Below are 21,463 nucleotides of genomic sequence, written 5' to 3' on the forward strand. Positions count from 1 at the left end.
AATATAAACAAAGGATGAAAGATTATGAAATTAAAATTAACTAAAAACAGCAGCAGAAGAGCAAAAGCTATTTTTGTACTTGCTCTACCAGCAATGTTGGAGATGTCTTTAAATACTCTGGTAGGAATGGCTGATACAATAATGATTAGCCGTTTTATAGGCAAGGAAGCACTGGCAGCAGTTGGCTTTGCTAATCAAATTATTTTTACTCTGATTTTTGTTTTTTCTGCTTTTAATGCAGGTGCAACTGCAATGGTTTCTCGCAGTTATGGTGAAGGTAATAAAAACCGGATGAATAAAATTATGAATGAAAATTTAACCCTGAATTTAATTTTGGGAATAATTGTTACTTTGTTCACCTTCTTTTTTGCAGACCTAATTTTGAATGTATACGACATAACCTCAGTTGTTAAAGCATTTGGAACTACTTATCTAAAATACATTGCTATTGGACAGGTATTCATGTTCATTTCTTTTGCTTCGGCAGCTTCTTTAAGAGGGGCCGGGGATACCAAAACACCAATGTATATAACAGGAATTGCTAATCTTTTAAATATAATTGGAAACTATATTTTGATTACAGGATTCTGGATTTTCCCAGAACTTGGTATAGCAGGTGCAGCAATTTCAACAGCTTTCGCCCGCTTTATTGCGGCAGCACTTTATTTAGTTTTATTTGCCAGCAACAGAGGAGTTTTAAAACTACACCCTGGCTGGATGAGAATAACAAGTAAAATATTTAAACCTCTAATCAGTTTAAGTTATGCCGCCGGTATTGAACAGCTTTTTATGCAGGTAGCTTTTTTTGTTAATGGAATTTTCATCTCTAAACTGGATACTACTGCAGAGGCATCATTTAGAATTCTCTTAAATATAGAATCTCTGTCATTTATGCCGGCAATTGGGATTGCCATAGCCGCTACCACAATTGTTGGTAAGCATCTAGGAGAAGATAATCCTGAGGAATCATTAAAAAGTGGTTTGACTGCTGCAGTTATGGGGGCATTACTGGGAACAACACTGGCCCTAATTTATCTTATTTTCCCTGTCTTTGCACTCAAAATTTTCACAACAGAAGCTCAGGTCATTAATTACTCAGTTCCTGTTTTAAGAATTGTGGCTTTAAACCAGGCTTTTCTCGCCTTTGTAGTGATTATGGTAGGTGCATTAAGAGGTGCAGGAGACACAAAAGGTGCTATGTATATTACAATTATTAGACTCTGGCTCATCTTTATTCCGCTTTCTTATTACTTAATTGTTGTCTCAAATTACGGTGTAGCAGGGGTATGGATTGCCGAAATTATCTCCTTTATAATTGTGGCTTTAATAGTAATTAGAAGATTTATTAAAATGGAATGGGCTGAAATTGAATTTTTTGCAGAAACTTAAAATATTAAAATAAACCTCTCCCGGGCAGTACATCCGAGAGAGGTTGTTTTTTATAACTTTTTTTTAAGCAGCTTTATTCTAAAAAACTCTTCTCTTTCTTTTTCTTCCAGCCGTTCTTCTATAAATTTCACTGTATTTTTATAACGAGGAATTAAAATATTATCTAAAGCATTTGCTCTTTTTTGAGTCTTTTTAATTGAAGTTGCAAGTCTGTAAACAGAGGTTTCAATTTCGGCGAGTCTACTGATTAAATAGACCACTCTTTGGAAATTTTTATAGGCTCTATCTAAAGCCAGATTAGTTTTATAAAAACTATAGTGAGGTGATATTTCTTCTGATAGTTCCTCCACTTCCGGTATTTCAACCCCCATTACACTGTAAGTTCTGATCTTTAAATTATCTATTAAATCAATACCGGCCGCGATTTCTTCAACAGTTTTTATACCCTGAGTAATATCCACAATTTGCAGTGCCTCATAAGCATTATAAAAATACTGATTGATCTGAGATTGTATTTCTTTTGCTTCATCTATTCTTTCCATCATCTCTTTAATTAAAACATTTCTTTTCTTATCTAAAAGTTCATATCCTTCTTCCGCCAGCTCAAGAGAATTTTTTGTAGATAAAAGATTGCTTTTAGTTGGAGATATTTTAAGTTTCTCCATTTTCATCTTTCCTCCTGTAATATTTGTCGATTAACTCTTCTGATAATCTATCCAACTCATGTTCTGGAAGCTCTGAAACAAGATCCCAGGCTAAAGAAAGAGTTTTTTCAATGTTACGACTGGTATTTTTATCCTGATTGAGGAACTCCTCTTCAAATTCACTGCCAAATTCAAGGTATTTTTGATCTATTTCTGAAAGCTCATCTTCTCCAATTACAGAGGCTAATGACTTTACTTCATTAACATGCGAATAAGCGGCATATAATTGACTTGATATATCTGCGTGATCTTCTCGAGTATATTCAGCTCCAATACCATCCTTCATCAGACGAGAAAGAGAAGGTAAAATATTAATTGGTGGATAAATATCTCTTTGAAATAAATCTCTTTCTAAGACTATCTGACCTTCTGTTATATAACCAGTTAGATCAGGTATTGGATGAGTTATATCATCATTGGGCATTGTTAAAATTGGGATTTGGGTTATTGAACCATCCCGTCCTTTAATCATACCAGCTCTTTCATAAAGACTGGCTAGATCACTGTAAAGATAACCTGGATAACCCTTTCTCCCGGGCACCTCTCCCCTTCTTGATGACAGCTCTCTTAAAGCTTCAGAGTAACTTGTCATATCAGTCATTACAACTAAAATATGCATATTTTCTTCAAAGGCCAGGTATTCAGCGGCAGTCAGTGCCACTCTGGGGGCAATAATTCTTTCTACAGAAGGATCATCTGCTAAGTTGACATACATAACAACATTCTGCAGTACTCCGCTTTCTTCAAAACTATTAATAAAATATCTGGCTTCATCATGTTTTATTCCCATTGCCACAAATACAATTGCGAATTTTTCATCTTCTTTACCCAATTTTGCCTGTCTTGTTATCTGGGCAGCAAGCTGATTATGAGGCAGACCATTACCAGAAAAAATCGGTAATTTTTGACCCCTAATTAATGTCATCAATCCATCAATTGCTGACACTCCTGTCTGAATATAATTTCTTGGATACTGTCGCGAATAGGGGTTCATTGGTTTAGAGTTTATATCATATTTATTCTCCGAGTAAATCTGTCCACCATCATCAGTTGCTTCACCAACACCATTAAAAACTCTGCCTAAAATATCCTTACTCAAAGCTATTTTCATTGGTTCCTGCAGAAATTTAACTCTACTTTCGTTAATATTTAAACCCGTACTACCTTCAAAAACCTGAACTACAGCTCTATTTGAACCCACCTGTAAAACTCGCCCTTTTCTCACCTCACCATCGGGAGCAGTCACTTCTACCATTTCATCATAAGCTACATCATCTACATTTTCTACAACAATTAGTGGACCATTAATATTAGCAAGTCCAGTATATTCTTTTTTTAACATTATATACTCCCCCACTATTATTGATAATCATCAGCAAGCTGCTGATAAAAATCATCTATTTCATTCTGAAAATCTTTTATTTTATCTACTTCATCATTAGCGACTGTACTCTTTAACCTTAATAATTTGTTAAACAACTCATTATTTTTTAACTGACTGATTGGAACACTTTTCTTCACCAGCGGCTTTGCCTGATCATAAAGATAAAGTATTATTTTTAAAAGCCAGTACTGTTTTTTTATATCAGAATATCTGTCAATATCATCAAAAGCATTCTGCTGTAAAAAACCAATTTTTATCAGTTTTGCTACTTCTAAAATTAAACGCTGATTATCGGGTAATACATCTTCTCCCACCAGCTGAACTATATCCTGCAATCTTGATTCTTCTTTCAATAAAGACATTGCCCGGCTTCTTAACTCAAGCCATTCCTGATTCACGTTGTCTTTAAACCAGGGCTCAAGGTCTGTTAAATATTCGCTATAACTATCAAGCCAGCTTACTGCCGGAAAATGTCTGGAAGCTGCCAGCGATTTATCGAGAGCCCAGAAACAACGAACAAATCTTTTTGTATTCTGAGTAACCGGTTCTGAAAAGTCTGCACCTGGAGGAGATACTGCTCCAATTAATGATATTGAACCTTCATTTTCACCGGCAAGAGTTTTTACGTAACCTGCTCTTTCATAAAATTCTGCTAGTCGAGTTGGAAGATAAGCTGGAAAACCCTCTTCAGCAGGCATTTCTTCCAAACGCCCCGAAATTTCTCTCAAAGCTTCCGCCCATCTCGACGTAGAATCAGCCATAATTGCTACATTATACCCCATATCGCGATAATATTCTCCTAGAGTAATTCCGGTATAAATACTGGCCTCTCTTGCAGAAACAGGCATATTTGATGTATTAGCAATTAAAACTGTCCTTTCCATCATTGATTTACCAGTTTTGGGGTCTGTTAATTCTGGAAATTCTTCTAAAACATCCGTCATTTCATTTCCACGTTCTCCACACCCAATATAGATAATTAAATCTGCATCTGACCATTTGGCCAGCTGATGTTGAGTCATTGTTTTACCGGCTCCAAAACCTCCGGGAATAGCAGCTGTACCACCTTTAGCAATTGGAAAAAAAGTATCAAGTACCCGCTGACCTGTAAGTAATGGTTCTCCTAATTCAAGTCTGTCACTATAAGGCCTTGGTTTTCTAATCGGCCATTCCTGATAAAGTTTTATTTCAGTTATATTTTCTTCTTCATCCTTTATTTTAGCGATTACATGATCAATAGAATATCTACCATCAGGTACCAGATCAATGATTTCTCCTTCTTTGCCTGGGGGAACCATAATTTTATGAACAATAACTGAAGTCTCATCAATTTCTGCTATTATCTGACCTGACTCAAGATAATCACCTTCTTCAACCAAAACTTTCAATTCCCACTCTTTATCCGGATTTAAAGCACTGACTTTGGCACCTCTTTCTATAAAGGGGCCACTTTTTTTCTCTAAAAAAGGCAGAGGTCTCTGAATACCATCAAATATATTTCCAATTATACCTGGACCAAGCTGAACTGAAAGTGGATGGCCGGTAGAAAACACTGGTTCACCCGGCTTCATTCCACTCGTTTCTTCATAAACCTGAATAGTAGCCGAATCTCCATCAAGTTCAATTATTTCGCCAACCAATTTTAATTCTCCAACATAAACAAGCTCTCGCATAATATAACCGGACATACCTTCAGCCTCAACAACCGGGCCATTTATAAAAGTTATTTTTCCCTGTTTTTCCATACTCACCAACTCCTAATCCATTTATCCTACTTCTGTGTTAAAATATTATTCTTTAATTCTATGGCTATCTCTTCCCTAAATGAATCAATTAAAGCCGCAAAAGTATTTTCTATCATCTGCTGATTGTTTTTTGCTTTAATTATAAAGCCTCCGGATTTAATTTTCTCAGTTAGTCTCATCTCGAATTGGTAATCATCCATTTCTTTTTCCAGCAATTCCTCTAAATCAGACTTGAATTCACTGTCCTTTTCTCTCAATAAAACAGTAAACTCCTGATCTGGCAATTCTTTAGCGGCTGCTTTTATAGAATTAAAAATAAATAAACAATAATCTTTTTCAGCTGTAAACTCATCCAGTTTTTCATGTAATTCCTGAATAAAGTTATTAATCGAATCATTTAGTTTTTTTCTCTTGAGATTTTTTTTCTCCAAAATTGCTCTTGAGATTATTTGTTCTCTTTTTTGCTCCGCCATATTTTCATAATTATTTATAATATTTTTCTGTTTATTATCCAGCTCTTCTTGAAAATTATCGTATCTTTTCTGTAATTCTTTACGTTTCTTTTCAATCTGATTGTTATTTTCCTGCTTAACTTCATCAATAATCTCAGTTTTAATGGCCATAATTTTTTCTGCAATATCCACTCATCTCTCACCTCTTTTGCTGAGTTTTCTTTTATAGACGAAAGGTTAACTCTGCATTAATGAATCGAGCATGTCATGCTGAGTTTTCTTTTATAGACGAAAGGTTAACTCTGCATTAATGCATTGAGCAAAGAATGTTAATCCTTATTAAATCTTAATACCAATCGATTCCTGGACATATTTTGTAATATATTCTGGCTCTTCCTCAGGATCAACATGTCGATCAGGAATCTCCAGCACCAGAGGAAGTTCTGCAGATAATTTCAGTTCATCAATTAAATCAGGTACCAGCTCTGCTAATTTCCTTGTAATTAAAAGAACACCTATATCATTTTTTTTCCTAACCCTGTTAATCTCTTCTATAACTTTTTCTTTTTCATGAATAACAACTCCATTTATTCCAACTAATCTTAAACCTATATTTGTGTCAATATTATCGCTAATACAGTATATTTTCATACTATATCACCTATAATCTTCCCAGAATCATAATTGAAATTATTAATCCATAAATTGCAATTCCCTCTCCTAAACCAATAATAATTAAGGCTCGACCTAAAATTTCAGGTTTTTCACTAATTGCTCCAATAGCAGCTGAGCCAGCAATTCCAACCGCAATACCGGCACCAATTGAAGCAATACCTACTGCAAGTCCTGCTGCAAGATATCCTAGACCTAAGTTAGAAGATGTATTAACAGCTGTATCAGCAGCATATACTCTTGCTGGTAGAGCTAAATTTGAGCCCAGAATCACCAGAGTAAATAATAAAATTAAATTAATACTTAAAATTGAATACTTCAACCATTTCTTATTTGTTTTCTTAAACATAATTATTCCCCCTATAAGTGCTGTAATAAATAAACTTAATAAAGTTAATGTTAAAATCATTTTATTTCCTCCCATCATAATATTTATAATTTTAACGAGTTATTTTAAAATCAAGAGCTTAAATAACTCCTAAAATTATTCAATCTTAAGTGGTTTTAATTCTCTTCCACTGCCACTGTAGAATTTTGCAAATATCTCAAAAAACTCTAATCTTAAAATTTGAATTCCTACAACAACACCTTCCAGGACCATAATAACAATATTCCCGACAACTAAAACCAGCAGGCTACCGGCATTATTATTTATCATTTCTGACAAAATAATTACTGCCATTGACAGTCCAACATGATTTAAAGTAAAAGCTCCAACCCTCAAAAAAGACAGGGTATTACTCAAATAACTTAAAACTGTATCAAAAAGTTCAAATGCAGATTCCAGTATATACTCAGATATTTTTTTATCAATACTAAACTTCTGCTCTGTCAACAAATTACCAAGTGGTTCTTTAAGAAAGATAAGCAGTAATAATATTATAAAGACTGCTGCGATCACAGGTGCTGGCATTAGAAGTTTATTCTGAATCCCATAATAGGCTAAATTGCTAAGTAAAAATAGATATAATATTAAACCACTTAAACCACTATCAGAAAATAATGCTTCTGTATAATCTTTGTTTTTAAAAGTATTAAATAAGTTGAAAATCATAGAAGTAATTAAAAGGAAAATACCAATCATTACAGTAAAACCAAGCCAAAACATAATATTATCCATTGGTCTAATTATAAGAGCAGGTATCAGGTCCTCAAGCCCAAAAAGACTTCCATAAAATGTACCAAAGACCATTGAAGAAAATCCAATTGAAATTAAAATATAGGCAGCATCCTTGTTTTTAATAAAATCTATTTTATTTTTATAAATAGCAAAGCCCAGACTTACAAAAACAAAACCCTGGCCTAAGTCTCCAAACATTATCCCAAATAATAAAATATAACTCAGAGCAAAAAATAGTGATGGATCAATTTCCCCGTATTTAGGCAGACCGTAAAGCTTAACCAGAGATGTGAAAGATTTTATCCACTCTGGATTTTCAATAATTGTTGGGGGATTTTCCTCTTCAGCATTTTTTACTTCCTGGCTGCTGTATATTACTTTTGTATAATTATCTGAAATCAGTTTTTCAAATTCTTTTTCATTTTCTTCACTTATCCAGCCAGTTGTAATGAAAAAATAATTGCTTTCCCCATAATAACTATTATTAACATCTGTAATTTTATTAAAAACCAGCATCTGCTGATAATAATCTAACAGCTGATTTTGATGACGATGCTTCAGTTTTTTAAATTCTAAATTTATTTGGTCTCTAATAATTTCTATTTTATCAAGCCTGTGTCTGGCCTGATTTAATATCTCTTTTGGCGATTCTTTTACTCTATCAGGTAATTCAATTCTCTGGAAATTTGCTGAGTTCAAAATATCAAGTGCTTTTTGTTGATAATTCTTTTTAGCAAATGTAAAAAACCAGACTCGATCCTGATCTCGATTAACTTCCAGAACAAGCACCGGTACTTCCGTAACATTCTCAATTAATCGCTCATATCTTTCCTGACTTAAACTACCAAAAATAAGAGTGATATAGGATAGATTCTTTAGGCTCTGAAGTTCAATATCAATATTTCTCATAACATAAACATGTTTAATCAGATTATTTAAGCGTTTTTCTTCTGCATCGAGTTTTTTGGTTATTCTTTCCAGCTTATTAATCTTTTTCTGAATCGGTTGAACAAAATCCTTGAATTTCTCTAGATTAACTTTATTGAGCTGATCAAAATCAATATTTTCAATTGTTTTACTTAAATTCAAACTATCAAGCATCCGATCCAATTCATTAAAGCAAGACTTATAAGAGTTTTTTATTTGACTGCTTTTAAAATTTTTATGATATTTTTCAGTTTTCAAAAGTTCTATCTCACTATTTCTCATCATCTCCTCAGTTATAGAATCAATATCTCTTTTTAAACCGAGAATCTGAAACTTTTTCATTTTTTTAATTCCCAAAATCACACCTCCTTTCGAATTAAGAAATTTTTAATCCTGTCTTTAGGAAGTGAATATCTAATTCCCTCCAGAACAGTAATTATATCTCTTAATTCATATTCTCTAATATATAAATAAGCCAGTATATTAGAGATCGTAAAAAAGCTTTCTGTTTTAATCTGCTGTAATTTTTTAAAAATATGGTTCAAAAAGAATCTTTCAAAAATAACATTTTCATCTTTAATAGCTTTCTCTAAAAGCTGCTGATATGGTTGATAAGCAATATGTTTTACTAAATTTTCCGACTTATTTTCCTGACTCATATTTTGCAGTTCTTTTCTTTTAACTTTAAAATGATAAGGAATAATATAATTTAAAATTTCACCTGATGATAAATTATAATATCTTTTAATTCTATAAACCCACTGGATATTAAGTAAATCAATGTGGGTTCCAATGATTTCCTCAAAATACTTTTTATCTTTACTGGAAAAGTTCTCAGCCAGTTTATTAAGTTCCGAAAAATAATAAAAATCTAAAGTCATTTCAATTGGAAATAAATTTTTGTTTTTCTGATACTGATCCGAAAATTCATCTAAAATTTCGGAATAATGAAGATTTTTTAGTACTTTTTTAATCTCATTGTAAGAAGACGCCTGAATAAGATTATTAAAATCAATTTTTTTATTTCGATCTATATATATTAAATTATCAGTAAGATAACTCTCTTCACTATCCATTAAAATAGTTCTTAAAATGATTTTTAAATCTTCGATTTCAAATTTTTTAAAATAATGCTCAATAAAACTTTTCAAGTCAGAGCTTACATATTTTTTCAGAAAATCTTCTGAAAGCACAAGACTTTTCTTAAGATTAAGTTCAAGCTGCCGCCTGTGAATTTCCTGACCTGAAAATTCTTCTAAATGTTTTTGATAATAGGTATTGTTATAAAGATAATTAAAAGCTTCCTGAACAGAGTTTAACTCTATTAACTTTTGAAAGTCTTTTTCTTTAAGCATACTGCTACTTAAAGCTTTTAATTTTGCATTTACAGCCGGATACTGAAAAAAAGCTGGCATTATTTTCACCTTCCTGAACTAATTATTTTATCAAAATATTTCTTTAATAAATCAGCTTTCACTTTTTGATAGTCATTTTCAATCTTTTTGATCTCATTTTTACTTTCTTCTTCCAAATTTGCCGCAAATCTTTCTGCTCCAGCTTTACTTTCTGCGAGTATCTCTTCCCCTTCCTTTTTACTTTCTTCAATCTTCACTTTTTCTTCCCGAGCCATTCTTTTTTCATATTTTTCTTCTAATTCTTTAATTTCCTCTGCCAGATCATCTTTCAAACCCTGTGCCTGCTGCTCAATGTTTATAACTTTTTCGATTAATTCTTCCTGCAAATTAATCACCTCCCTTATTTTTTAGGTAACATTACCCTGAATTTAGTACCATTTCTAAGAGAGCTTTCAACATTTATTTCTCCCCCATGAACTTTAACGATCCAGCTGCAGATTGAAAGTCCAAGACCGGTACCACCATAATCTCTTGACCTGGATTTATCAACTCTATAAAAACGTTTAAAGATATTATTCAAATCTTTTTTAGGAATTCCTATCCCATTATCAAGGATATTAATTTCATAATAATTATCAAGATTTTTTAAAGTGATTTTAATTTTCCCTTCATTAGGGGTATACTTTATTGCATTATCTACCAGATTTAATAATAACTGAGTAATCAAACTCAAATCAGCTTTGATTCTAAAATTGTTTTCTCCAATTATTTTTTTTGTAATTAAAATATTTTTTTCAGCAGCTAAATTATTCATTTCTTCTATTACTGTATCAATAACAATCTCCAGATCAAATTTTTCTTTTTCCAGAGTAAAATTTTTTTCATCTGCCTTGGCCAAAATTAGCATCTGAGAAATCAAATTATTTAACTGATCAATTTGTTTTTTTATTGTAGTCAAAATATCCTTTTGTTCAGAAGTTAATTTTTGATCTGAATCCAGTGCTTCCTCAACCTGAGCTCTAATAACAGAAATTGGGGTCTTTAATTCGTGGGAAACATCTGCATTAAATTGTTTCTGCCTGAAAAAAGATGTCTCAAGTCTGTCCAGTAAGTTATTTAATGTTTTACCCAGCCTTCCTATTTCATCTTCACGACTTTCTGGAATATCTATTCTCTGGGAGAGATTGTTCTGACTTATCTTTTCAGCAGTTGAGGAGATTATATCAATTGCTTTTAAAGCCTGCCTTGCCAAAAAATATCCACCCCCACTGGCAAAAAGTAGAGTCAGTGGAATCATAAATATTAAAATTATTATTAACTTATCCAGCATTTTATCTTCCTTATTAAAAGAATAAAGAAGAGTAATATAACCATTAGAAGCGGAAGATTTAGAATTATCTAAATTATAAGCCTCAGTCAGCAGCGCCCACTTTTGATCTTTATATTCTTTAATTGTAAATTTTTCATTATAGTCAGCAGAAATAATATTATTAATTAAGCCCTCTTTAGAGTTATCATTTAGCAACTCTCCCTGATTATTATAAAAAAAGGCTTTAATATTTTGATCACCAGTATTATTTAATATTTTATCATCATTTATAAAATCTGCCTTTATTTTGGTTATTTCGATTTCTAATAAATTATATACTTCTTCTTTTAACTGGTCTTCTAAATAAAAATACAAGATTGAGCTAAAAATGATTAAGACCAGAAACAAAATGATCATATACCAGACTGTTAAATTAAATTTTAAGGAATAATTTTTATAAGTAAAAGTCTTATTCATCTTTGATAACCTTCATTCTATATCCACGACCTCGAACAGTCTCCAGCAGCTTTATCTCGTGCTGATCATCAATTTTTTTTCTTAAAAATCTTATATAAACATCAACAATGTTGGTGTTATTACCACTCATATAACCCCAGACATGTTCTTCTATCTGAGATCTACTTAATATATGGCCTCGATTTCTCATTAAATATTCTAAAACAGCATATTCTTTGCTGGTAAGTTCAATTACTTTATCTGCTCTCTTAACTGAATAGTCAATAGTATTTAAAATCAAATCTCCATTTTTTAAAATATTACTGTGTTCTTTAACCCCTCTTCTAAAAATTGTTTTTATTCTCGCAGTAAGTTCTTCAAAAGCAAAAGGTTTGGTTAAATAATCATCTGCTCCCATATTTAAGCCTTTAACCTTATCTTCCAGACTATCTCTGGCAGTTAAAATAAGTACAGGGGTTTTATCCTCCCAATCCCTTAATTCTCTTAATACTTCCAGTCCACTTTTTTTAGGAATCATAATATCTAAAATAATTAGATCATACTCATTAACAATAGTTTTATCAATTGCTTCTTCACCATCATAAACAATATCAGCTGTATAGTTTTCTCTTTCTAATCTTTTTTTTATTATTTTAGCTAAATCTTTTTCATCCTCTACAATAAGAATTTTCATTAAAACACTTCCTTCAATCTAAAGTTTACAATTTTTATAAATGACTGGAATAAAGTATCCCTTATTATTAATTTATACTTTTAGATAATAAATCCTTTATCTCAAAAGACAAATCTTAACATTTTATTTAAAACATGTTATATTTTTTTGATTTCCTATTTATTATTTAATGAGTATAGCAGCGGAATATTAAAAAATGATTAAAAAAAACAGCCCTATAATTAGGGCTGTTTAAAAACAATTATTTTAGTCTGCTATTTTTCTATTTTTCAGCTTCAATAACGTCAGCACATCTCTGACAGATATCTTCATGTTCTTCTATTTCACCAACTGTTTCGTCATATTTCCAGCAGCGATCACATTTTTCTCCTTTTGCCTCACTAACTCTAACTAAAACAGAACTTTCCTCGCCCTGATGAGAATTTTCAGCAGTTAGTTGGTCATTAAGTTCAGCCTGAGAAACTATAAATAAATCTGCAAGCTGATCTATTTCTGCTCCCAGAAGTTCCTGCTGCTCTTCATTAGCAGCTTTTAATTCGACCATGGCTTCTAGAGAATTCCCAATTTTTTTGTCAGCTCTTGCAAGTTCAAGAGCCTTCGAAACATCTTTTCTTAAAGCAAGTAATTGATCCCATTTATCAATTAGCTCCTGATCATAAAAACTTTCCTTTATTTCCGGCCAGTCAGTTAAAAACACACTTTCTTCAGCTTTCATTTGTTCTGGTAGGAACTGCCATACTTCTTCTGAGGTATGAGGAAGTACAGGTGCTAGAATAACCACCAGACCCATCATGATATCATATAAAGTACTCTGAGCTGAACGGCGGCTTAAAGAATCTGTCCCATCTGTATACAGTCGGTCTTTTGTGATGTCCATATAAAGTGAACTCATCTCAACTGTACAGAAGTTATGAACATCATGATAAACTCTATGATATTCATAGTTTTCAAAAGCAGAGGTTACCTTTTTAATCAGATCCTGTAAACGAATCATAATCCAGCGGTCTAATTCTCTGCGGTCTTCATATTCTACATAATTTTCGTCACTATCAAAATCACTTATATTTCCCAGGATAAAGCGGTAAGTATTCCGAATTCTTCTATATGCTTCAGAATTCTGCTTTAAAATATTATCTGATACTTTAATATCATTTTTAAAATCAGAAGATGCAACCCACAGCCTCAAAATATCAGCACCGTATTGATCAATAACTTTATGGGGAGAAACTACATTCCCCTGTGACTTGGACATCTTATTTCCTTTTTTATCAACAGTAAAGCCATTGGTAATTACCTCATTATATGGTGCTCTGCCTTCAGTAGCCACTGCAGTAAGTAAAGAAGAATTAAACCAGCCGCGGTACTGGTCAGTACCCTCAAGATATACCTGGGCTGGCCAGGATAAATTATCGCGAGTCTCCAAAACAGCCTTGTGACTGGAACCAGAATCAAACCAGACATCCATTATATCTTCTTCTTTAGAAAAATTATTACTATCACAGTGAGGACAGCTGTATCCTGCTGGCAGTAAATCCGCTGCATCTTTTTCATACCAGGCAGCTGATCCTTCTTCTGCAAAAATAGCTTTAACAGAATCTAAAGTATCATCATTAATTATTGCTTCACCACATTCATCACAGTAGAAAATAGGAATTGGTACTCCCCATTTTTTCTGGCGTGAAATACACCAGTCTGAACGCTCAGAAATCATATTGCTCATTCTTTCTTCACCCCAGGCTGGATACCATTCCACATCTGCAATAGCCTGCAGTGCTTCTTCTTTAATTGCATCAATAGAAGCAAACCACTGATCTGTCGCTCTAAAGATTAAATTACCCTTACAGCGCCAGCAGTGTGGATACTGATGGTCAATAAAATCAAGATTCATTAACAAATTCTTTTCTTTTAATTTATCAGTAACCATAATATTAGCTTCATCATAATGTTTGCCTGCAAATTCTCCAGCTTCTTCAGTAAAATGACCCTTGTTATCCATAGGTGCATAAACATCTAAATCATATTCCTGACCAACTACAAAATCATCATGTCCGTGTCCAGGTGCAGTATGTACACAACCTGAACCCTGTTCTAAAGTAACATGCTCTCCCAAAATTAAAAGTGATTCACGGTCAACTATTGGATGCTGCGCTTTTTTATTTTCCAACTCTTTGCCGCTAAATTCTTCACTTATGATTTCGTAATCTTCAATATCAGATTGAGACATTACTGAATCTACTAGTTCTTTTGCCATAACCAGCTTTTCACCTTCTGCCTCAACTACTACATAAGGATAATCAGGATGAAGAGCAATTGCCATATTAGATGGAATAGTCCAGGGAGTAGTTGTCCAGATAACTATATAGCTGTCTTCATTGCTCAGCTTTACCCCACCAACTTCGACCTCATCAATCATCGGAAATTTAACAAAGATTGAAGGTGCTCGATCTTCACCATATTCAACCTCTGCTTCAGCCAGTGCTGTCTCACAGTGAGGACACCAATGTACAGGTTTTTTACCTCGATAAAATAAATCTTTTTTTGCCATTTCTCCGAAAACTTCTATCTGTTTTACTTCATATTCTTTATTTAGGGTTAAATATGGATTTTCCCATTCTCCCCAGACACCAAGACGCTTAAACTGTTCTCTCTGGCGATCAACATATTTTAAAGCATAGTTAGTACATTTTTCTCTCAATTCAGAGATAGAAAGATCTGCTCGTTCCTGATCACTCATTTCACTTGTAACCTGATGTTCGATTGGCAGACCATGGGTATCCCAGCCAGGTACATAGGGAGAATAATAACCTCTTAAGGTTGCAAATCTGGTTACAAAATCCTTTAGAATTTTATTTAAGGCATGACCAATATGAATATCTCCATTGGCATATGGAGGACCATCATGCAAAATAAAGGATTCATTACCCTCTCTATTTTCCACTGCTTTTTCATAAATTTCTTTTTCCCGCCAAAGTTTTTGAAAATCAACTTCTCTTTCACTCAGATTTGCCCGCATTGGGAAATCTGTATCAGGTAAATTAATTGTCTCCTTATAACTCATTTACTTATATAACCTCCTGTAAAAATATATTAAAAATAAAAAAAGTCTCCTGTCCTGGAAGGGACGAGAGACCGCGGTACCACCCTAATTAAAATAAGTAAGCAGATAAATTTTTTATTTTTAAGCTCACTAATTTTATCTCAGCAATCTTTAACGCAGAAATACGGGTATACTACTGAATTCATATACCGACTCCAGGGTGATCTTCTCAATTTTCAGTTTCCCGGCTTCCACCATCCCCGGTTCGCTGTAAACTATTAAAAATTGATACTCTCCCTTTCAAAATCAATTTATTTATATAGCATTTTTATCAATTATAAACTATCACTCTAAATAAGTCAAGTTCTAAAAATAAAGATAACTTTTTGCAATAACTAATACCAGCAAGCTGATTTAATTATTTTCTTCCAAATCAGTTTTGCCTTCTCTTCCTGCTTCAACTTCAAAACTAGAATCATCGAAATTTCCTCTCAATGATTCTTCACCTTCTTCATTCAACATCTCAAGATGGCTTTCCAGAAGTGTCTGAAAGCGGATCTTAAAGAAATTTCTCTGCTCTCTCAACTGCTCAAGTTTCCGTTTCTCTGAAGCAACCTGATCACGCGCATTTTCTTTTATTTTTTCTGCTTTTATTCTTGCTTCTTTAATAATCATTCGAGCTTCATTATCTGCCTGCTCTATTCTTTCAGAAATAGTACCCTGGATAGAATCAAGAGTATTCTGCAGCTTATCTTCCATATCTTCATAGTTTTCTATTTTTTCATTCAAAGCTTTATTTTCTTCCTGAAGATTGTTCAAATCTTTAAGCAGTCTTTCATAAGCAACGCCCACATCATCCAAAAATTCATCAACCTGAGTGGTATTATAACCAAATGTTGACTTTTTAAATTCCTTATTATATATATCAAGTGGGTTTAACTTCAAAATATCCCTCCTTCTAAAATCAGGTTAATCTTTTTAAAGTTAACTTGATTCTTCCTTTATTCGAAATACCTCTTTCGGCTTCAACCTTAACTCTACCCCGGCCCCTCACAGAAATGAGATCCCCTATTTCTACCTCTGCAGCCGGATCAGTTTCTATTTTCCAGTTTAATTTAACTTTTTCATTCTCTATATCTCTTGACATTTTACTGCGGGAATCACCAAAACCAGAACTGGCTACTGAATCCAACCTCATAGAAGCAACAGTAGTTAAAATTTCTTTCTCATGTTGTACAGGTTTAACAATTTCAGACTCTTTAATCTCTTTAACTTCTATGGGTACCTGATGTACTTTATCCAGCTTCAATTCAATAATATCTTCAATTTCAGCTGCCACTATAATCTGAGCAAAATCTGAATGAACAAGAATATCACCAATCATTTTGCGCTTAAGTCCCAGCCCCATTAGAGCCCCTAAAAAATCTCTGTGACTAAGTTTTTGAAATGCAAAATTACCATTTAGTTGATAAATTTTTATCTGCTTTTCTACTAGGTCTGGAAACAAATATTCTGGAAAAATAACCAGTCTTTTTCTTTCTGCTCCAGGATAGCCTCCCTCTTTTTTAAAATTGATTTCAGCAATCTGTTCAATTAAAGGAATCGCAATCTCAATCTGATAGGGGTTTAAAAAATCTGTTGCCTGAGTTTTATGATATTTTAAAACCTGTTCACATTTATCTAAAATATGTGAACCCAGTATTCTATCTTCTTCTCTATATAAATGATTTAATAGTTTATCTTCGTCAAACATATGTCCCCACCTTAAATTACAATATTAATCAAAAAATTTCTAATTATTGAAAGTGCAAACAGAGCAATTAAGGGTGAAATATCAATACCTAAAATTCCACCTCTGGGCAGCAACTCTCTAATCGGTCCCAGAATTGGTTCAGTTACATCATAAATAAACTTAATTATTTTGCGCCAGCGCATATCACCAGGATTAGGTCTAACCCAGGAAATAATAACTCGAGCGATAATCAATAAATTTAAAATTTCAAAAATAGCGCTAATTGTTCTTGCTAAAATAAACATTATTCTTCCTCCAGATTCTAATATTCTCTTTCGCCAAATATTGCTGAGCCAACCCGGACAATGGTAGCCCCTTCTTCCACAGCAAGCTGATAATCATTTGACATGCCCATTGAAAGTTCTTTAAGAGGAATAACCTCTTTTGAAAGCTGATCAAATAATTTTTTCATATCTTTAAAATATGAACGTAATTTTTCAGCATCATCTAAATATGGTAAAACGGTCATTAGACCTTCAACTTTAAGATAATCGAAATTAGTTATTTTCTTTAAAAAGTCTTCAGCTTTTTCAGGGGTTATTCCAAATTTATTTTCATCCCCTGCAATATTAATTTCAATCAAAACAGGTATCTCTCTTTTATTTTTTTTAGCTCTTTTGTTAACTTCTTTGGCCAGTCTAAAACTATCAATTGACTCTATCATCTTACAATTTTTCATTCTCATTAGATATTTTACTTTATTTCTCTGCAAATGTCCAATAAAATGCCAGTCCAGGGTAATATTTTCCGCTGTTAACATTTCATTTTTTTCTTCCAGCTCCTGAACTCGATTTTCACCAAAAAAATTGATGCCTGCTTCAGCTAAAATTTTAATGTCGTCTAAACTCTGATTTTTACTTACAGCAAGTAGAGTTATATCCTGATAATTCCTGTTAGCTCTACCGGCTGCTGCTTTTATATTTTCTTTAACCTGATTAAAGTTAGAAATCAACTTTTCTTTCTCCATTAACCTAAGCCTCCCTACCATAATCAAAGTCCTCAGGATTTGTAATTATTTCCTCACCTATATCCAGACCATTAACTATTACATACTGAGAATTTCCATTTAAAATTACTACTTTCTGAAATTCATATTTGTTATAACCACTGACTTTAAGTACTCCCTGACCCGAAGGTTGATTAAAAACTGCTTTCCTGGGAATTTTAATACCACGATAAATATTTTTAATAATATTTATATTAATTCTTCTTCTATTAATCCAGCGAGAAATAAATTGATCTAATTCAATAACAAAAAAGGTATTATTTAAATTATGACGAATATCAACAATTTTTGCCTCAATAAGTTTATCAGAATTTTTCTGTTCTAAAAAGATCAACTCATTAGTTCGAAATCTTTTTACCTGAGAATTTGGGATTTGGGCTACTAAATAAAGTTTAAAATTATTAATAATTCTGTATAATGGCTCTTCTTTTTTTATTCGGTCACCGGACAACAGATGTCTATAATTTCCCTTTAATTCTTCAAAATTACTTAAATTTATTTGTTTTAAATCATTAGCATTAACTTTATTTTCCAGTCCATCAACCGCAAAACTAACTATCCCTGCCTCTTTATTAAATATCTTCTGCAGCTGATTAGAAGATTTAATTTCTGCCAATTTAATTCCCGAAGCAAGTCGATCACCTTCTCCAACCATAAGTTTGACTTTCCCTGATACTGGGGATTTTATAACTTCTTCATCCCGGACTATTAAGGCATCAGACCAGAAACCATCAATAACTTCCCCCTGGGCAGCCAGTATCGTCTCAAATCTAGCTGCACCAAAAAGCTGGATTCCAATAATTAAAGTAATTACTAATATAAATATTATAACAAAGGGTTTAAAACTTGTAGAACTTTTTTTTGCCATCAGCATCACCTTAAAAGAAAAAGATAATTTAAATCCTGATGTTGCAACATCAGGATTTAATTATTATTATCCTTTTTTATTTCTTAAAAAAGCTGGTATATCAAGATCATCACCAGAAAAACTTTCCATTTCAAAGTCTTCTTCTGGCATTTCTTCTCCCGCGGAACTGGAGTTATTCTCAACTCTCTTTTTAGGAGAACCAGCATCAAAACCAGTTGCAATAACTGTAACCTTAACCTCACTATCAAATTCTTCGTCTATTACAGCGCCCAGAATAATATTTGCATCCGGGTCAGCTACTTCCTGAATAACTCTAGCGGCTTCGTTGGCTTCGTGAATACCTAAATCCATTCCACCTGTTATATTTAATAATACACCTCTGGCTCCATCAATAGAAGCCTCCAGCAAAGGAGAAGCAATAGCAAGTTTAGCCGCCTCTGTTGCTCTATTATCACCATCAGCTCTACCAATTCCCATTAAAGCAGAACCAGCATCAGTCATAATAGTCTTAACATCAGCGAAATCCAGGTTAATAATACCGGTAATTGTAATTAAATCGGAAATACCCTGTACACCCTGCCTCAAAACATTATCAGCAATTTTAAAGGCATCCATTAGGCTTGTTTGTTTTTCAGCAACCTCAAGCAAACGATCATTTGGAATTACAATTAAGGTATCAACCTTATTTTTTAACTCTTCAATCCCTGAAATAGCATTGTTCATTCGTTTTTTACCTTCAACTGTCAGCGGTTTGGTTACAACTCCAACTGTTAGCGCTCCCTGCTTTTTTGCTGCTTCTGCAACTACAGGAGCTGCTCCAGTACCTGTTCCTCCACCCATACCTGCAGTTATAAAAACCATATCTGCTCCATCTATAGCCTGGGAAATTTCTTCCTTATTTTCTTCTGCAGCCTCAAAACCAATTTGCGGATCTGAACCTGCCCCCAGCCCTCGGGTTATTTTTTCCCCAATTCTGATTGTAACACCTGCATTAGATGCCATTAAGGCCTGAGCATCAGTATTTACAGCTATAAACTCAACTCCATCCAGTCCCTCTTCTATCATTCTATTTACGGCGTTATTACCGCCTCCACCTACACCAACTACTTTTATATTTGCAAACTGTTCAATTTCTGTTCCAATATCAAACACTAATTTTCCCTCCCCGTTAAGGATAATATGTAAGCTTTAAGAATACTTCCAGCTGGCATTAGAAAAATTCACTAAACCAGTTTTTTAATTTACTAAAAAACCCACTTACAATTTCTTTGCTATTATTACTATTATTACTACTTAACTTACTATTCTTTGCATCTTCATTTTCTAAAGCAAATTCAATTAAACCAACAGCTGTAGAGAATATAGCTCGTGGTATAGTATCACCCTTTTTTATATATACGGGATTATCAATAACATTAGACAGTCCACTAACGTAATCAGGCTCACCAATTCTTACAGGTAATTCTGTAATATCAGAAGCTAACTTTTCAGATCCTTCCAATAAAGAAGCTCCACCTGTTAAAATCATTCCAGCCGGTGTAAGATCAGCCGATCCTGCACTATTTAATTCCTTTTTTACCATTGAAAATACTTCTGTCATCCGCGGCTCAATTACCTGACACAACATTTTACGAGATAATTTTTTTCTTTCCTTACCACTAGCTGCCAGAACTTCAATTTTCTCCTGTTCATCAATTTCGGCCGGTAAGACTGAACCATGCATAATTTTAATTTTCTCAGCTTCAGAAACCGGCGTTCTTAAGCCTACAGCAATATCATTACTTACATGATTACCTCCAACAGGTAAAACTGAAGTGTGAGCTATACTGCCTTCATGAAAAACAATTACATCAGTAGTTCCCCCACCAATATCAACCAGAACGGCACCCAGATCCTTCTCATCATCTGATAACACAGCCTGACTGGAAGCCAGCGGTTCTAAAACCACCTCATCCACACTTAAACCAGCTCTTAAAACACTTTTTACCAGATTTTGAATTGAAGTAGAAGCTCCTTTAATTATATGAGTTTCCACTTCCAGACGCACCCCTGACATCCCCAGAGGGTCCTGAATCCCGGGACTTCCATCTACAATAAATTCTCTGGGAAGTACATGTAATATATCTTCCTCAGCTGATACCGGAACAATTCGGGCTGCATCAATTACTCTTTTTATATCACTTTCTTTTATTTCTTTCTCGTCTCCAGTTACTGCAACTACTCCATGACTGTTGATAGACTTGATATGTGAACCAGCAATACCAACATAAGCAGAGTCAACCTTTTGACCGGCCATTCTTTCTGCTTTTTGAACAGCACTTTTTATTGCATGGCTGGTTTTATCTATATCAACTACAATTCCTTTGCGGAGGCCGTTAGATGGAGCTAAACCAATCCCGACAATCTCTATATTATTTTCTCCACTTACTTCTGCTATTAATGCACAAATCTTGGTAGTACCGATATCAAGTCCGGTAACTATTTTTCTTCTTTTCACAACAGTCTACCTCCTTTCTTATCCAAACACTTATTATTATAAACTTTTTTATTAAT

20 protein-coding genes and 1 other annotated feature are annotated in these 21,463 nt (G+C 33.4%); of the genes, 1 reads left to right on the forward strand and 19 read right to left on the reverse strand.

The window, feature by feature from the left end; genetic code table 11:
- Positions 1–24: 24 nt before the first annotated feature.
- Positions 25–1,389 carry an MATE family efflux transporter gene (locus BW929_RS08810; RefSeq protein WP_076545071.1) on the forward strand — a complete coding sequence of 455 codons (1,365 nt, stop codon included), beginning with the start codon at positions 25–27 and terminating at the stop codon, positions 1,387–1,389.
- Positions 1,390–1,439: 50 nt separating this feature from the next.
- Here the strand turns inward: BW929_RS08810 and BW929_RS08815 are convergent, their stop codons facing one another.
- From BW929_RS08815 to ftsA, 19 genes are all read right to left on the reverse strand, one after another.
- The gene (locus BW929_RS08815) at positions 1,440–2,054 is read right to left on the reverse strand and encodes a V-type ATP synthase subunit D (protein ID WP_076545164.1); all 615 of its coding nucleotides are present in this window, start codon (positions 2,052–2,054) and stop codon (positions 1,440–1,442) included.
- Positions 2,041–3,435, reverse strand: a complete 1,395-nt coding sequence (locus BW929_RS08820; RefSeq protein WP_076545072.1) for a V-type ATP synthase subunit B — start codon at positions 3,433–3,435, stop codon at positions 2,041–2,043. Before BW929_RS08820 ends, BW929_RS08815 begins: the two co-directional genes overlap by 14 nt.
- Positions 3,436–3,452: 17 nt before the next feature.
- Positions 3,453–5,222, reverse strand: a complete 1,770-nt coding sequence (locus BW929_RS08825; RefSeq protein WP_076545074.1) for a V-type ATP synthase subunit A — start codon at positions 5,220–5,222, stop codon at positions 3,453–3,455.
- A 26-nt stretch (positions 5,223–5,248) separates the two neighbouring features.
- A complete protein-coding gene (locus tag BW929_RS08830) occupies positions 5,249–5,866 on the reverse strand; it encodes a V-type ATP synthase subunit E (RefSeq protein WP_076545075.1) in 618 nt (205 codons plus the stop codon).
- Between the two features lie 147 nt (positions 5,867–6,013).
- Positions 6,014–6,325 carry a V-type ATP synthase subunit F gene (locus BW929_RS08835; protein ID WP_076545077.1) on the reverse strand — a complete coding sequence of 104 codons (312 nt, stop codon included), beginning with the start codon at positions 6,323–6,325 and terminating at the stop codon, positions 6,014–6,016.
- Positions 6,326–6,335: 10 nt separating this feature from the next.
- Complete coding sequence (locus BW929_RS08840) at positions 6,336–6,695, reverse strand: ATP synthase subunit C (protein WP_199505753.1); 360 nt, start codon at positions 6,693–6,695, stop codon at positions 6,336–6,338.
- A gap of 135 nt (positions 6,696–6,830) precedes the next feature.
- Positions 6,831–8,750: a V-type ATP synthase subunit I gene (locus BW929_RS08845; protein WP_076545081.1), complete on the reverse strand. Its 1,920-nt coding sequence runs from the start codon at positions 8,748–8,750 to the stop codon at positions 6,831–6,833.
- 2 nt (positions 8,751–8,752) lie between these two features.
- Positions 8,753–9,808 (reverse strand): V-type ATPase subunit, encoded by a 1,056-nt coding sequence (locus BW929_RS08850; protein ID WP_076545082.1) that lies wholly within the window; start codon positions 9,806–9,808, stop codon positions 8,753–8,755.
- A gap of 5 nt (positions 9,809–9,813) precedes the next feature.
- Positions 9,814–10,134 (reverse strand): hypothetical protein, encoded by a 321-nt coding sequence (locus tag BW929_RS08855; RefSeq protein WP_076545084.1) that lies wholly within the window; start codon positions 10,132–10,134, stop codon positions 9,814–9,816.
- A 14-nt stretch (positions 10,135–10,148) separates the two neighbouring features.
- Positions 10,149–11,534, reverse strand: coding sequence for a sensor histidine kinase (locus BW929_RS08860; RefSeq protein WP_076545086.1), 1,386 nt, complete (start codon positions 11,532–11,534; stop codon positions 10,149–10,151).
- Positions 11,527–12,207 carry a response regulator transcription factor gene (locus BW929_RS08865; RefSeq protein WP_076545088.1) on the reverse strand — a complete coding sequence of 227 codons (681 nt, stop codon included), beginning with the start codon at positions 12,205–12,207 and terminating at the stop codon, positions 11,527–11,529. Before BW929_RS08865 ends, BW929_RS08860 begins: the two co-directional genes overlap by 8 nt.
- 262 nt (positions 12,208–12,469) lie before the next feature.
- Positions 12,470–15,265: an isoleucine--tRNA ligase gene (gene ileS / locus BW929_RS08870; RefSeq protein ID WP_076545089.1), complete on the reverse strand. Its 2,796-nt coding sequence runs from the start codon at positions 15,263–15,265 to the stop codon at positions 12,470–12,472.
- Positions 15,266–15,321: 56 nt separating this feature from the next.
- Positions 15,322–15,557: a binding site (T-box leader), on the reverse strand.
- Between the two features lie 101 nt (positions 15,558–15,658).
- Positions 15,659–16,189, reverse strand: a complete 531-nt coding sequence (locus BW929_RS08875) for a DivIVA domain-containing protein (RefSeq protein WP_076545091.1) — start codon at positions 16,187–16,189, stop codon at positions 15,659–15,661.
- A gap of 19 nt (positions 16,190–16,208) precedes the next feature.
- Positions 16,209–16,997 (reverse strand): YlmH family RNA-binding protein, encoded by a 789-nt coding sequence (locus tag BW929_RS08880; protein WP_076545094.1) that lies wholly within the window; start codon positions 16,995–16,997, stop codon positions 16,209–16,211.
- 11 nt (positions 16,998–17,008) lie between these two features.
- The gene (locus tag BW929_RS08885) at positions 17,009–17,281 is read right to left on the reverse strand and encodes a YggT family protein (RefSeq protein ID WP_076545096.1); all 273 of its coding nucleotides are present in this window, start codon (positions 17,279–17,281) and stop codon (positions 17,009–17,011) included.
- 17 nt (positions 17,282–17,298) lie between these two features.
- The gene (locus BW929_RS08890; RefSeq protein ID WP_076545098.1) at positions 17,299–18,003 is read right to left on the reverse strand and encodes a YggS family pyridoxal phosphate-dependent enzyme; all 705 of its coding nucleotides are present in this window, start codon (positions 18,001–18,003) and stop codon (positions 17,299–17,301) included.
- Between the two features lie 4 nt (positions 18,004–18,007).
- On the reverse strand, positions 18,008–18,910 hold the full coding sequence (locus BW929_RS08895; protein WP_076545100.1) for a biotin/lipoyl attachment domain-containing protein: 903 nt from the start codon (positions 18,908–18,910) through the stop codon (positions 18,008–18,010).
- 66 nt (positions 18,911–18,976) lie between these two features.
- A complete protein-coding gene (ftsZ, locus tag BW929_RS08900) occupies positions 18,977–20,062 on the reverse strand; it encodes a cell division protein FtsZ (RefSeq protein WP_076545102.1) in 1,086 nt (361 codons plus the stop codon).
- A 58-nt stretch (positions 20,063–20,120) separates the two neighbouring features.
- Complete coding sequence (ftsA, locus tag BW929_RS08905; protein WP_076545104.1) at positions 20,121–21,407, reverse strand: cell division protein FtsA; 1,287 nt, start codon at positions 21,405–21,407, stop codon at positions 20,121–20,123.
- Positions 21,408–21,463: the final 56 nt, after the last annotated feature.

The organism is Halanaerobium kushneri (assembly GCF_900156285.1).
GTDB classification, from domain to species: domain Bacteria; phylum Bacillota; class Halanaerobiia; order Halanaerobiales; family Halanaerobiaceae; genus Halanaerobium; species Halanaerobium kushneri.